Source organism: Pseudoalteromonas sp. S2893 (genome assembly GCF_005887105.1).
Taxonomy (GTDB): domain Bacteria; phylum Pseudomonadota; class Gammaproteobacteria; order Enterobacterales; family Alteromonadaceae; genus Pseudoalteromonas; species Pseudoalteromonas atlantica.
Window position 1 is genome coordinate 123,504 of the sequence record NZ_PNCY01000009.1, and the last position, 14,442, is coordinate 137,945.

Sequence of the window (14,442 nt, forward strand, 5' to 3'; positions counted from 1 at the left end):
AAGATGAAACTGTTTACTCAAATGACAAAAAAGGCCCTTTTTGCTGCAAGCCTAAGCTTTGCAGGCGCAAGTGTGGCAGCTGAGCCTATGGACTTAGACTCACTATTAAAAACACTTGAAGAAGGCAAATCGGCTCAAAGCGCGCAAAACAAGCAACGCGAACAAGAATTTATGGCGCGCCAAAACGAACAAGTGCAAATGCTTAACAACACACAAGCAAAACGCAATCAAATGCTTGCTGAGTCTGAGCGCTTAGAAACACAGTTTGAAGAAAACGAAATTAAACTCGCTAACTTAACAGATACACTGTCTAAACGAATGGGTTCTTTAAAAGAGCTATTTGGTGTGCTTCAGCAAGTTGCTGGTGATTCTAGTAATAAGTTTGCTACTTCTGTGGTATCAGCTGAAATTGCGGGTCGTAGCACATTTATGGATGAGCTAGCACAAAAAATGGGCTCTACTTCAAAGCTTGCCTCTATCGAAGATATTGAAAAAGTATGGTTTGAGCTACAGCGCGAAATGACAGAGCAAGGTAAAGTAAGCCGCTTTACTACCGATGTAATTGTACAAGGTGGTGAAAAAGCACAACAAGAAGTGGTACGTGTAGGTGCTTTTAACTTAATCTCTAACGGTAAATACCTAGAGTTTAACCCAGTAACAAATACCTTAAGCGAGTTAAATCGACAGCCTGTCGCACGTTTTACTGCAACTGCAGAAGAGTTACAAAATGCAAAAAATGGTGTTGTGCAGTTTGCACTTGACCCAACGGGTGGCTCAATTTTAGGTTTATTAGTGCAAGCACCAGATACCGAAGAGCGCGTACACCAAGGTGGCACAGTCGGTTACGTTATTTTAGGTGTAGGTGTTATTGCTTTACTTATCTCACTTGAACGTTTTTTCTCATTACTGATTATGGGCGGTAAAATTCGTCGTCAACTTAAAGATGATGTAGCACGCGAAGACAACCCACTTGGCCGCGTGATGAAAGTTAAAGATCAGTTCCCTGATGTTGCCCACGACACATTAGAGCTTAAATTAAGCGAAGCTATTTTACGTGAAATGCCAAAAGTAACGCGTAATTTAACGCTTATTAAAATCATCTCGGTGGTGGCGCCGCTGCTAGGTTTACTAGGTACAGTAACCGGTATGATCAACACCTTCCAGGCAATCACATTATTTGGTACAGGTGACCCTAAACTAATGGCTGGTGGTATTTCGCAAGCATTGGTAACAACGGTGCTAGGCTTAGTTGTGGCAATTCCTACGGTATTTTTATACACCCTACTTAATACACGCGCTAAAAACATTTTGCTTACTATTCAAGAGCAAAGCGCAGGTATTATCGCACAGCGAAGCGAGAAGGGAGCATAAACCATGGTGCTATTGATTGACTCAATCAATGCTATCCGTGATTTTCTCGACACTGGTGGCCAAGTCCTCTTGGTCATCGGGGTGTTAATCTTCGCGATGTGGTTATTGATACTCGAGCGATTTATTTATTTTTTCAAAGGTTTTCGTAGTTACAAGCAAAACGTAAAAGCGCAGTGGAAAAACCGTGCAGAGCGCAATAGCTGGAATGCTGAGCAAATACGCCAGGCGATGATTTCACGTGCTTCAATGCGTTTAGACACCAACTTAGCACTGATAAATGTAATGGTTGCATTGTGTCCGCTACTTGGGCTGTTAGGCACAGTAACGGGAATGATTGAAGTATTTGATGTGATGGCAATTACCGGTACGGGTAGTGCGCGCTCTATGGCATCAGGTGTTTCTAAAGCAACTATTCCAACCATGGCAGGTATGGTTGGCGCACTTTCGGGTGTATTTGCCTCTACGTTTTTACAGCGCAGAGCCAAGCGCGAAGTTGAACTACTTGAAGACAGCATGGTTTTAGACCATTAAGTAACATTTTGATAAGCGGCTTATAGAGTCGCTCATCCTAGGAGAATAAAAATGAGAGCCCCGTTAGGAAACCTATTACAAGAAGACGAAGCAGAAGAAATTAACATGACCCCAATGTTAGACGTTGTATTTATCATGCTTATTTTCTTCATCGTTACCGCCTCGTTTGTTAAAGAAGCCGGTATTGATGTAAACCGCCCAGAAGCCGCAACAGCGGTTAAAAAAGAACGCGCTAATATTTTAGTGGCTATTTCTGATACAGGCGAGATTTGGATTAATAAACGTCAAATCGATGTACGTGCAGTGCAAGCCAATATCGAACGCTTAAAAGCAGAAAACCCACAAGGGAGCGTGGTTATTCAAGCTGATAAAAAAGCCACCACTGATATGTTAATCAAAGTAATGGATGCGTCGCGTGCTGCAGGTGCGTTTGATGTTTCGATTGCTGCACAAGATGCGTCTTAAGGGTTAGCCATGTTGCGATATTTAGTAGCATTAATAGTAGCGGGTGTAGTGACCTTTATGCTGTTTTTAGGCATGCAGGCACTGATCACCGGTGGTGAAGGTGCCATGTCGGAGCCAGTAAAAGGAAACGTTTTAGACTTTGTACGTTTGAAAAAAGAAGAAACGGTACAAAAGAAAGAGCGTAAACCGCAAAAGCCACCTACACCAAAAGAGCCACCACCACCGATGGAGTCGCCGCAAATGCAAAATAATGATGCAAACGCGGCTAGCAATAATTTTGATTTTGGTGCGGATGTAGGCAGCGACGTTGACCTAGCGGGTGGCTTAGCGCTTGAAACAAGTGATGGTGAATACCTACCCATTGTAAAAGTAGCTCCAGTGTATCCGCGTCGTGCTTTGTCGCGTGGTATTGAAGGCTATGTAATTGTTGAATTTACAGTAACTAAGCAAGGTACTGTACGTGACCCGCAAGTAGTAAAAGCGGTTCCTGAGTCACTGTTTGATAGAGCAGCGATGGATGCCGCACTTAAATTTAAATATAAACCGCGCGTAGTAAATGGTGAAGCCGTTGAAGTAGCGGGTGTTCAAAACAAAATATCTTTCCAAATTAATGGTTAACTTATCTTAATTGGATGAAATAGCGAGGCGATTATGAAATTACTACCTACAGCTAAAAATTTAAAACTGGCATTATTTTGCACTGCCGCGATCAGTGCAAGTATTGTTGTGCCAAGTACGCTAAGCCTTGTGCCGGGGCTAAACGTAGCAACTGCCCATGCAGAGCAAGAGCAAAAAACAAAGCGTGTACCCGCACTGCGCGAGAAGGTCTATAGCCAGCTTGCTCGTGCGCAAAAGCTCGCTGATGATGGCGATGTAAAAGGCGGCCTTGAAGCACTTGATAGCATTCAAGAGCGAGCTTCAAGTATGAACTCGTACGAAATTGCGATGATGCATAACTTTTATGGCTTTATTTATTACAACGAAAATGATTTACCAAAAGCCATTGCCTCGTTTGAAAAAGTGGTAGCCGAGGAGGCTATTCCTGAGTCATTACGTTTAAGCACCACGTTTAGCTTAGCGCAGCTTGCAATGGCCAACGGCGAGTATAAAAAAGTTATCGCGTTTTTAGATAAGTGGGATGAAATAAATACCAAACCTATTACAGAAGGGTATTACTTACTTAGAGCGCAAACTTATTACCAGTTAAAAGAATACCCAAAGGGGCTTGAGTACATTAATCAAGTTATTGCTCTTAGCGACAGCGAAGGCAAAATCCCTAAAGAAAACTGGTTGGTACTACAGCGCGCTATGTATTACTCACTTAATCAAACAGATAAAGTAGTGGCAGTGCTTGAGCGCATGGTCAAACTTTACAATAAACCAGAGTATTGGGTTCAGCTAGCTGGTATGTACGGAGAAACCGGTAAAGAAAAAGAGCAACTAGCAGTAATAGAAGCGGCGTATCAACAAGGCTTTTTAAAAACCAAGTCTGACTTAAGACAATTATCGCAAACTTACCTTTATAACGGCCTGGCATACAAAGCAGCTAAAACAATGAGTGATGCGATAGAAAAAGGCATTGTAGAAAAATCAGCGCAAAACTATGCCTTTATTGCAGAGGCCATGATTCAAGCTAAAGAAGATGAAAAATCGATTAGCTACTTCGCAAAAGCGGCTGACCTATCAAAGCATGGTAAGTACGATCAACGCCTAGCAGAAGTGTTTGTTAACACTGAGCAATACGAAGAAGCGGCTGATGCTGCGCGTAAGGCGCTTGATAAAGGCGGACTTGATTTTGAATCAAACGCTTACGTTGCGCTAGGTATGGCACAGTACAATATGCAAAATTTTGATGCGTCTATTTTAGCGTTTGAACAAGCCCAAAAGCATGATAAATCACAACGTTTAGCAAAACAGTGGATTAAATATGTTAAGCGTGAAAAAGTGCATGCGCAAACACTTAAAGCCGCGTTACTTTAACTTTATACCCTAACGCTATTTTACAAATAAAGAAGCGTTTACCTATTTCATAATCGCAACACCAAAACCGCCTTAGGGCGGTTTTTTTCGTTGTTAAAATATTTAAGTTGTTGAATTTAAATTAATTACCATTGTCATCTTATGGTTACTAAACTGTAACTGCTTTGTCATATCTCTAAAGTATCTTATTTGCATCCGATAACTCAGGTCACCTTAATGCATGAGTATCGTGCCTTAAAGTGACTTAAGTTTTTACTTAATGCACTAACAAAATAATTAAATACTTTAACGGAGTGAACAATGAAATTATCTGATTTATTTAAGGTCAGCCTAGTAGCAACTGCAATGACACTAGCTGGCTGTGGCGGCGATATCGAAATTACACCTACTGTAAACGATAACAGCTCGTCAACAGATAACAGTGTTAATAATTCAAACAATACAACTGGTTCAACAACTGAAGAAGAAGCTGTTTGTGCAAGCTACGAATCAGATGCAGGTACGGTAACAGGCGTAGTAAGTGGCATTGATTGTTTATACAACGACTCGTTTGCAAGCAAAACAATTTCTATCACAAGCAACATTACTTTCGCTGAGCTACCTGATGGCGGTGTTCACGTTTTTGAAGATGCATTACAAATTGGCGAAGACGGCAGCACTGTAGATGGCTTTGAAGTACCAGCAAATGGTCCAACAATGACTGTTGAACCAGGTGCCGTTTTAGCATTTGGCTCAGGTGAAGCAATTGTACGTATTGCACGTGGTGCAAAAATTCAAGCGGTAGGTACTGAAGAAAAGCCGGTTGTATTTACTTCTGCAAACGCGTTTGACCGTTTTGATACAGCAGGCGAAGGCGCACGCTACGCAGATTGGGGCGGTATCATTATTAATGGTAACGGCATTACTGACCAATGTACTGATGCAGAGCGTGACGGTGGTACGTGTAACGTAGCCTCTGAAGGTATTACAAGCTACTTTGGTGGTAACGATAATGCAGACTCTAGCGGTAATATTAAATGGGCTAAAATTTGGTACGCAGGTTCAGGCCCTCGCGTTGGTGGTGAAGGCGATGATTTGAATTCACTAACACTAAATGCAGTTGGCTCTGGTTCTGAGTTTGATTACCTACACATTCACCAAGGTTTTGATGACGGTATTGAAATTTTTGGTGGTGCTACAACGCTTAAACACGTAGCGGTAACAGATACACAAGATGATTCGTTTGACTTTGACGCAGGTTGGCAAGGTAAAGCTCAGTACTTATTTATTCAACACGGTACTGTGACACTAAACGACGGCACTGTAGTTAACATGGGTAACAATGGCCTTGAGTCTGATGGTGTTAAAGGTTCTTCTACCGAGCAAGTGTCTCCATCTAACCCAACGGTTGCCAATGTAACGGTTGTAACTACAGATGGTAACTCGGTACGTGATGACGACCCTTCACAAGCTTACAAGTTTGATGACCAATTTAATTCAAGCATTTACAACACAGTTATCGTTAAGCAAAACGCAACTAACACGCAATGTATTGAGTTCTCAGGCGACGGTGAAGCACAAGCAGATAAAATCTCATTCACAAGCTCTGTAATGGCGTGTTCTGCAAACTTTACTGATTCAGATACGTTTGCAAGCGGCCCATTAGAAGGTCAAACAAAAACAGCGTGGTTTGAAAATGACGGTGCTAACCAAATCTTAACTGATGATGTTGCAGTACTTGCAGATAACGGTTTTGCAACGAACACAGCAGCTGCAGAAGTAACGGTTACTGCAACAGATTTAAGCACAAGCGATTCATTTTTTGAAAGCGTAAACTACATTGGTGCGGTATCGGATCAGGATACAGACTCTAGCTGGTATAAATGGGTTGAAGCGGCTGTTACAGCAGCAAATGCTGACTAAATAGCACACCATTATAACCTCTGATTAAAGGCGCCTTGTGGCTTGTTATTTAAGCGTCAGGCGCCTCTTTTGTATAACCTGATTAGGATTATCTCATGTCTAAAAAGCATAGACTCAATCAAATTACCTGGGCAATTGGTTTAGGTTTAGTCGCTCATTCGACTAGCTTAATTGCTGCACAAGCCGATGAACAGTTAACAAACGAACAAGAAATAGAAGAAGTTGTTGCTGTAGGTACGCGTTTACAAGGGAGCGCTGCGGCAGTTGTAGAAGAACGTAAAAACCAAGCTTTTGTTGCCGATATTTTAGGCTCTGAACAATTATCACGCACGGGCGACAGCGACGCAGCATCTGCGCTTCGTCGAGTAACAGGCCTAACGCTTGTTGATGGTAAGTTTATTTACGTTAGGGGCCTTGGTGAGCGTTACTCTAGTGCGCGTTTAAATGGCGCTTACATCCCAAGCCCAGATTTAACCCGTAACGTTATTCCGCTGGATATTTTCCCTGCAAGTATTATTGAAAGTATGGCTGTTCAAAAAGCTTACTCTCCAGACATGCCAGCAGCGTTTGGTGGCGGTAATATAGATATTAGAACTAAAACCGCACCGAGTGAATTTACAGCAGGCATTGAAGTGGGTGCAGGTTACGATACGGCATCAAGTGATGGCTTTACCTACAATCGTAACGAAAATGGCATTCCAAGTGAGTTATCACAGGCTATTTCAACATACCGTGGTGATTTTAGTATTGGCAATATTGTTAGTAGTGAAGGCTTTGAAGATGGCGATTTAACGCGTGCAGAACAAGCAACCGCTGTTAATAACGCACTTTTAAAGTCGCTTCCTCGCGATTATGAGTTAAAAGAAGAGTCGTTAGACCCGCGTTATAATATTAAAGCCCATTATGGTGATAGCTTTGAAGAGAGCTATTTTGGCGGCAAGGTTGGGTTTTTACTGGCAGGTGCTTACAAAAACGAATGGGATTTTGAAGAACGTTTTAGCTCAGTTATCACCCAAGATTTAGAAAACGAAGAAGGCAATGTTGATTGTACAACGTCGTTAGCGACCAGTGAAGATGTGAGTAACTCGTGTTACAACACAGTCAAAAATTCGCAAGTGACAACTGAAACCGAAAGTTATAATGGTTCATTAAGCTTGTCATACCGTTTAGGTACGCACAGTATTTCTGCTCAACAGCTTTACATTATTGATAATGAAGATGAGTCTGAAATTGCTATTTCGCAAAGCCCTGCGGGGAGTTCTACGTTTAGTATTGCGGGTGATGGGATTGCAAACCGTAATCATGAGTTTAATTACGAAGAACGCCAATTAAACATTACTCAAGTTATGGGCCAACATACCTTTTTAGATTATTTTGGTATTGGTGCCGATTGGCAGTACACCGAAGCTAAAGCAACGACTGATATACCTACCAGTGCCGATTTTGAGTTTCGTGACACTTATAATAGTGATGGCAGCTATGCCGGCTCAACTATTACAGGGGATGATAACCGTGTAATTATGTCATACACCAATATGGAAGAGCGTGTTAAATCGTACGGTGGTAACTTAACGCTGCCGCTTAGCTTTGAGTCTATGGAAGTTGAGTTTAAAGTTGGTTACGATTTTTCTGACAGAGCCCGAATATTTAATACCTCAAGCTTTGCTATAAACAACAGTGGCGGCTCAGGTATTTCAATAAACGACGGTAGTAATGATGCGCTTAATAATAGTGGCTTTTTAACTGACGACTTTATTGATAATAACGCTGTGTTAGTTGACTTTAATGAGCCAACAGCCCCTGATGCCGATGATTACATTGCTGCGCAAAAGGTAGATGCAGGTTATGCGTCTTTCGATGTGTTTTATGATCAATGGATAAGAATAAGCGGTGGTATTCGTTATGAAGAATTTAAACAATCTTCTATCGGTACATCGAGCCTTATTTTTGATGAAGACGATTTAAATACCTTTTACGATCCAGATAAAATTCAAGCAGGCTCTGTGATTACCGATGATTGGTACCCGGCACTGTCTATTACCTATGTAGGTGGCGATGATTACCAAGTGCGCTTAGGTTATGGTGAAACAGTAGTTCGTCCTGATTTTCGTGAAGTAGTGCCTGTTACGTATTATGACCCTTTGACCGACATTAGAACGTTTGGTCGTACGGGGATTAAAAGTAGCCCAATTAAAAACTACGACTTACGTTATGAATATTACGGACAAGCCGGTAATTCATTTAGCGTAGCGGCGTTTTATAAAGATATTACTGCGCCAATTGAAACGGTTTTAAACATTGGTGATGAAGATTACTCAGCATCGTTTATAAATGGTGAAACAGCAGAAGTTTATGGTATTGAAGCCGAATGGCTACAAGACTTAACATTTGTAAGTGAAGGCCTATTTACTAGTGGTAATATCACATTAAGTGATTCTGAAGCGTCTATTGACCCAGCACTGGCGGGTACATTAACTAATCCTAAAAAACGTATGACAGGCCACTCTGAATATGTAGTTAATTTACAATTAAACTACGATTCGTTAGATGGCATGCACAGCAGTTCATTAGTTTATAACGTATTTGGTGAGCGAATTTTAGCAGCGGGTGTTGCTAATAGAGATGACGCGTATGAGCAGCCATTTCACTCACTTGATTTAGTTTATACTTATTACCCTGATTTTAATTCTAAGATTAAGTTTAAAGTTAAAAACTTACTCGATGAAGATCAAGAGGTAACACAATCAGACATTATAGTGCGCTCAAAAGAGCAAGGTGTAACGTTTGATTTAAGTTACAGCTACGAGTTTTAATTTTCTTCCCAAGGAAGGGGGATATAATAAAACCTAACTACCGATTAGCCCTGTATTTAATACAGGGCTTTTTTATGACTATGAAAAATATTTAAGTTTCGCTTTATTCACTAGTTTTAGGGCGCTTGGGGTGTTAGGTTAGCTTTATACTAATCAACTTAAATATCTAGTCATTCTAGTGTGCTAAATAAAGCGTGAACGGCGTTATAAATTTTGATGCAAAACAGCTGCATACAAAAATTTATGGCTTGTTATCTCGCTATTAATTTGCCGCTATAAATGATTAATAACTTAATATGATTGGTTTTAATAAAAATTAATTCTCACGCAATGAATTTTAATTTTTAATGTATTAAGGCATCTTTTATGAATCAAACAGTGGAAAAAACAATGAAAAAAGTAGGATTGGTCGGTTGGCGTGGCATGGTTGGCTCTGTGTTATTAGAACGTATGCAACAGCAAAGTGATTTTGCACATATCGACACCACCTTTTTCACCACCTCACAAGCAGGGCAACTCGGCCCTGATATTGCTGGCGACGCAAAACCGTTATTAGATGCAAGTGATGTAAATGAACTTGCGAAAATGGATATTATTGTTACCTGTCAAGGTGGTGATTATACCAAAGCGGTTTACCCTAAATTACGCGAATCGGGTTGGGATGGTTACTGGATTGATGCAGCTTCTGCACTTCGTATGGTTGATGACAGCATTATTGTACTTGACCCTGTAAATAAAGATGTCATTGAACAAGGTTTAGAGCAAGGCGTAAAAACTTTTGTAGGTGGTAACTGTACCGTATCGTTAATGCTACTTGCTTTAGGTGGTTTGTTTGAGCAAGACCTAATTGAGTGGGTAAGCCCAATGACTTACCAAGCGGCCTCTGGTGCCGGCGCTCGTAATATGAAAGAGCTCATAGCACAAATGGGCGCTATTCATTCAAGCGTTGCCGAGCAACTAGATAACCCAAGTTCAGCTATTTTAGAAATTGATAAAATAGTGAGCGAAAAAATGGCTTCAAGCGATTTACCACAAGACCAATTTGGCGTGCCGCTAGCCGGTAGCTTAATTCCTTGGATTGACGTACCAATGCCAAGTGGCCAGTCTAAAGAAGAGTGGAAAGCTCAGGTTGAAGCGAACAAAATTTTAGGATCTTCTAAACAGCCTGTGCCAATTGATGGTTTATGTGTACGTATTGGTGCAATGCGTTGTCATAGCCAAGCGATGACCATTAAATTACGTGAAGACATTAGCGTAGAAAAAATTGAAGAAATTTTAGCTTCGCATAACGAGTGGGTTAAAGTTATCCCTAATGAGCGCGAAATTAGTGCAACTGACTTAACCCCAGTTAAAGTAACAGGTACTTTAAGTATTCCTGTTGGTCGTATTCGTAAATTAGCCATGGGTCCTAAATACATTAGCGCATTTACCGTGGGCGATCAGCTGTTATGGGGCGCTGCAGAGCCACTTCGTCGTATGCTTCGCATCATTGTAGACGGTGAATAATTTCTGCATTTGAAAGTGTATATTAAATAGGGGTTAGCGTATTGCTAACCCCTTTTTTAGTTAAGCGGCACTGCATACGCTACTTTATTTTTTCCTTCGTGTTTTGCTTTCGTTTTGCTATTTACAACGCTTGCGCAATGGTGCTGTAACGCGCTGTATATAAACACACTGTATATAAAGCGCATAAGTTTGTGCTTCATTAATACCAAGGAAAAACGTAATAAATATTAATATTGCCACCCCCTACGCTCTGTTGGAGCAGTCATAAAATTTATGAGTATATGAAAGGTTCAGTAAGCTTGGTTAACTCGGCTCATTGCATTTTTTGGTATAGCTTTTGCTCGTAATAATCTATTACAGCTTTATTCGCTCGGTTTTAGCTGCTTTGTGGGTACTTAATTCACTTATGCAGGTATTTTTTACTTATGCCGAGATGCTAAGCCTTCACATAAGGATAGATAATGGCTTCTACTTTTAAAAATACACGCAAAAAATGGTTTTATGCTTTAGTGGTTATAGCCTTGGGGTTAATTTTACTCAGGGCTTTAGCCCCTTATGCGGTTCAATATTATGTAAATCAGCAGCTTGAACAAACCCAAGGCATAACAGGGCATGTGGGTGATGTTGATTTGTACTTATACCGTGGCGCTTACGCTGTTGATGAGGTAGAAATTTACGCGATAGATGCCACGCAGGTGCCTAAGCCGTTACTGTCTATAGATACACTTGATTTTTCGCTTGCGTGGTCTGCTTTATTAAACGGTAATTTTGTCACCAACATGGCTTTTACCCGCCCAGAAATTGTTATTTACGATAAAGACCCAACTACCGCAGAACAAAACCAACAGGTGAAAGATGAAACCACGTGGGTAGGCCTTGCTAATGATCTCGTGCCTTTTTCAATCGATACGCTACGTATAGACAATGGTAAAGTAACCTTGGTTAACGCCACCAGCGAAGGAGAGCAGCCTACTTACGTATCAAATATAAACGCTAACATTAACAATATTACCAATGCACAAAACCTCTCTAAAACCTTAGTCACGAGTTTAAAAGTAGAAGGGCAGCTAATGGGCGAAGCTAAGCTGTCTTTAAATGGTAAATTAGACCCTTTTAGTGATGAAGCTAATTTTGATTTTAATGTTGAAGTGCAGCGTTTTTCGGTTAAAAATCTCGAAACTGTTTTTAAAGTGTATACCCCATTTGACATTGAAGCCGGCGGAATAGATGGCGCAATGGAATTGGCCGCTAACAATAATAACTTAAATGGATATGTAAAAGCGGGTGTGCACGATTTAAGTGTTTTTTCGTGGCGCGAAGATATAGAAAAAGATGATGACGGTCTATTTACCGCTATTTTTGAAGGCAGTATTGATTTACTCAGCTCGTTATTAGAAAACGACGAGTCAAAGCTGGTGGCTGCTCGTGTGCCCATAGATGGGCAGTTAGATAACGCTGATGTATCTACTTTTGAAGCCGTGGTTTCGGTATTAAAAAATGCGTTTTTTGAAGCATTTAAAATGAAGGTTGATAATGTAATTTCGTTTGAAAGCACGCAAGAACAACAAGGTGAGTAACTAAAAGCCCTTTGTATTAACTCAATACAAAGGGCTTTTTAAGTTTTTAGCAAGTAAAATAGATCAGCTATTTATTGGAGTTGGTAATATCTGAGGTTTTACTTAATAACGTTTTTAGCTCAGCTATTTGCGCTTGTAGTTCAACCACTTGTCCTTGCGTTGCAGGAAGTGAGTTATTATCCGCTTTTAGCTCACGGGCATTTCGATGCTCCTCGCTCATTACTTCTAAAATGGCACCTACCATCATGTTTAAAAACACAAACGCAGTTAAAAAGATAAACGTGAGGTAGTAAATCCAGCTCAGCTCGTACACCGCCATGGTTTCGTACATAATGTCGGTCCAATCTTCAAAGGTGGCTATCCTAAATAGCGTTAACATTGAAATGGATACATCTTGCCAAAGCACGGGGTTAATATCGGCAAACATCATACTGCCCATGGCTGCGTAAATATAAAAAATAACAAACATAAGCAGTGCTATATAGCCCATTTGCGGAATGGCTTTAAGTAACGAATTTACAAGCAAACGCAGCTCAGGGATCATAGATACTAAACGCAGTACCCTAAATATACGCAGCAATCGGGCAAGTAACATGGTTGAGCCTGCAGCTGGGTATAAGCTGCCAAGTACAATAATGGTATCGAATATATTCCAGCCCTTTGAAAAGAAGTCTTTTATTCCTTTACTTGCAATAAATCGAATAATGAGCTCTATTAAAAAGAAAGCTGTGATCCCTACATCCATCCAATTTAGAATAAATTCTACGGTGGGGTGAAGAGAATATGTATGAGCACCTACGGTGAGGGCAGAAACAACAATGACAGCTATAACAAATGATTGAAATATCTTGCTTTTGTCTATACGCTGAAACAGCTTTTGTAACTGCGACATCATAATTATGGGTCCTATGCAAAGTCAGGTTTTTATGACGCTAATATACAATAATATTGTTGCTTTCGATAACGAAAGTGTAAGGAATTCTAATGTTAATCAGTCAAATAACTAAAAGCGCATTGTTGTTTGTGGGATTTTCGGTACTTGCAGGGTGCAGCTCCGACGCTCGCTTTCACGAAATTCAATCAGCGCGTTTAGATGAATGTAATTATAAAGCCGATAAAGAGTATTACGAGTGCCTTGAAAATCAAGATAAAAATTTTGAAGAGTATAAAAAACAGCAAAGTGAAAAAACACAATAATTTATGACTAAAACACAAAAATTGCGTGATAAACAAATACGCCAAGCCCTCACCAACGCCTGTGAACAAATAAAAGCGACTCATTATGGTTTTGCTTATTTAACTCACACCATTGATTTAAAAAACGAAGCAAAGTCACTAAAAATAAGCTGCTATTTTGAAGATGATATAGCCTATAACGACACCGAAGCGCATTTTTGTCAGTTAGTCGATATTATTCACGCTGAGCTTAGCAAAATAAGCTTACCGGTAGCGGCTAAGCAAATAGCGTTTTTAGTTGATTAACATTGGTTTGCCTAGCTATGGACGTTATAATTACCAAAATTATTTTTAGGATGTAAAGCATGGCTGTTCCATCGCGCTCGCAAATCACACCAGGTACAACCGTAAATATTGTATTAAAAGAAGATCAACGCAGCGGCACATTAACTCAAGGTGTAGTTGAGCGTTTATTAACTAAATCACCTAATCACCCGCATGGTATTAAAGTACGCCTAGAAGATGGTCAAGTCGGCCGAGTAAAAGAGATTTTATAATGACAGCGTTAACAGAGCAGGAATTTTGGGATTTAGTGACCACGCCTGAGTTAGGGCTCGACCCACAAAGCGTAAGCGACAACTTAAAAGCTAAATTGAGCGAGTTAACTGACGAGCAGCTCATTGCTTTTGATAAATTTTTTGTTATTCACATGCGCAAATGTTTTACCTGGGATTTATTTGGTGCCGCATTTGTTATGGCTGGTTGTAACGACGAATACGGTTTTAGCGAATTTAGGTGCTGGCTCATCTCCCGCGGGGAGACGGTATTTAATAACGCATTAAGCAATGCCGACTCACTTGCACAGTGCTCCCCTGTGTATTATTTAAATGAGCAACCTTACCCTTATATTGATGAATACGACTTAATAGCCGGTTTATTATTTGAAGAGCGCAACGACGACGAATTACCTTTTGTACCCTCAGGCGAGCAACCTGCAGGTAAACGCTTTAAAGATAAACCCAAGTTTTTAAAACAAAGCTATCCGCAATTATTTGCAAAATACTGGCAGTAATACTTAACGTTATTTACATTCAAGATGGTTGCATTTAACGCCACCATCT

The 14,442-nt window shown here is 40.4% G+C and carries 15 protein-coding genes; 13 read left to right on the top strand and 2 right to left on the bottom strand.

Annotated elements, in window-relative coordinates; translation table 11 throughout:
- Positions 1–3 precede the first annotated feature (3 nt).
- The 8 genes from CWC04_RS05400 (at position 4) to asd (ending at position 10,568) form a co-directional block, all read left to right on the top strand.
- Positions 4–1,371, top strand: coding sequence for a MotA/TolQ/ExbB proton channel family protein (locus CWC04_RS05400; RefSeq protein WP_138684828.1), 1,368 nt, complete (start codon positions 4–6; stop codon positions 1,369–1,371).
- 3 nt (positions 1,372–1,374) lie between these two features.
- Positions 1,375–1,902 (top strand): MotA/TolQ/ExbB proton channel family protein, encoded by a 528-nt coding sequence (locus CWC04_RS05405; RefSeq protein ID WP_029772985.1) that lies wholly within the window; start codon positions 1,375–1,377, stop codon positions 1,900–1,902.
- Positions 1,903–1,953: 51 nt separating this feature from the next.
- Complete coding sequence (locus CWC04_RS05410; protein ID WP_004586342.1) at positions 1,954–2,367, top strand: ExbD/TolR family protein; 414 nt, start codon at positions 1,954–1,956, stop codon at positions 2,365–2,367.
- Positions 2,368–2,379: 12 nt separating this feature from the next.
- Complete coding sequence (locus tag CWC04_RS05415; protein WP_029772986.1) at positions 2,380–2,985, top strand: energy transducer TonB; 606 nt, start codon at positions 2,380–2,382, stop codon at positions 2,983–2,985.
- A gap of 33 nt (positions 2,986–3,018) precedes the next feature.
- The gene (locus tag CWC04_RS05420; RefSeq protein WP_138684829.1) at positions 3,019–4,347 is read left to right on the top strand and encodes a CDC27 family protein; all 1,329 of its coding nucleotides are present in this window, start codon (positions 3,019–3,021) and stop codon (positions 4,345–4,347) included.
- Positions 4,348–4,647: 300 nt separating this feature from the next.
- A complete protein-coding gene (locus CWC04_RS05425; RefSeq protein ID WP_138684830.1) occupies positions 4,648–6,249 on the top strand; it encodes a beta-helix domain-containing protein in 1,602 nt (533 codons plus the stop codon).
- A 95-nt stretch (positions 6,250–6,344) separates the two neighbouring features.
- Positions 6,345–9,062: a TonB-dependent receptor plug domain-containing protein gene (locus CWC04_RS05430; protein ID WP_024031699.1), complete on the top strand. Its 2,718-nt coding sequence runs from the start codon at positions 6,345–6,347 to the stop codon at positions 9,060–9,062.
- 366 nt (positions 9,063–9,428) lie between these two features.
- Positions 9,429–10,568, top strand: a complete 1,140-nt coding sequence (gene asd, locus CWC04_RS05435; RefSeq protein WP_039972138.1) for an aspartate-semialdehyde dehydrogenase — start codon at positions 9,429–9,431, stop codon at positions 10,566–10,568.
- A 56-nt stretch (positions 10,569–10,624) separates the two neighbouring features.
- Here asd and CWC04_RS19650 read toward each other — a convergent pair whose 3' ends face one another.
- Positions 10,625–10,768 (bottom strand): hypothetical protein, encoded by a 144-nt coding sequence (locus CWC04_RS19650; protein ID WP_171038561.1) that lies wholly within the window; start codon positions 10,766–10,768, stop codon positions 10,625–10,627.
- Positions 10,769–11,029: 261 nt separating this feature from the next.
- On the opposite strand from CWC04_RS19650, the gene CWC04_RS05440 reads away from it, so the two are divergent.
- Positions 11,030–12,145, top strand: a complete 1,116-nt coding sequence (locus CWC04_RS05440; RefSeq protein WP_138684831.1) for a DUF748 domain-containing protein — start codon at positions 11,030–11,032, stop codon at positions 12,143–12,145.
- Between the two features lie 67 nt (positions 12,146–12,212).
- On the opposite strand, the gene CWC04_RS05445 is transcribed toward CWC04_RS05440, so the two are convergent.
- Positions 12,213–13,040 (bottom strand): ion transporter, encoded by an 828-nt coding sequence (locus CWC04_RS05445; RefSeq protein ID WP_004586335.1) that lies wholly within the window; start codon positions 13,038–13,040, stop codon positions 12,213–12,215.
- Between the two features lie 89 nt (positions 13,041–13,129).
- Between CWC04_RS05445 and CWC04_RS05450 the strand changes: the two genes are divergently transcribed.
- Genes CWC04_RS05450 through CWC04_RS05465 form a run of 4 tightly spaced genes read left to right on the top strand, consistent with a single transcriptional unit; the run spans position 13,130 to position 14,393 of the window.
- On the top strand, positions 13,130–13,342 hold the full coding sequence (locus tag CWC04_RS05450; RefSeq protein WP_138684832.1) for a hypothetical protein: 213 nt from the start codon (positions 13,130–13,132) through the stop codon (positions 13,340–13,342).
- Between the two features lie 3 nt (positions 13,343–13,345).
- Positions 13,346–13,627 (top strand): hypothetical protein, encoded by a 282-nt coding sequence (locus CWC04_RS05455; RefSeq protein ID WP_138684833.1) that lies wholly within the window; start codon positions 13,346–13,348, stop codon positions 13,625–13,627.
- Between the two features lie 59 nt (positions 13,628–13,686).
- Positions 13,687–13,878, top strand: coding sequence for a YwbE family protein (locus tag CWC04_RS05460; RefSeq protein WP_004586332.1), 192 nt, complete (start codon positions 13,687–13,689; stop codon positions 13,876–13,878).
- Positions 13,878–14,393, top strand: coding sequence for a DUF4240 domain-containing protein (locus CWC04_RS05465; RefSeq protein ID WP_138684834.1), 516 nt, complete (start codon positions 13,878–13,880; stop codon positions 14,391–14,393). Before CWC04_RS05460 ends, CWC04_RS05465 begins: the two co-directional genes overlap by 1 nt.
- The last annotated feature ends 49 nt before the right edge of the window (positions 14,394–14,442 follow it).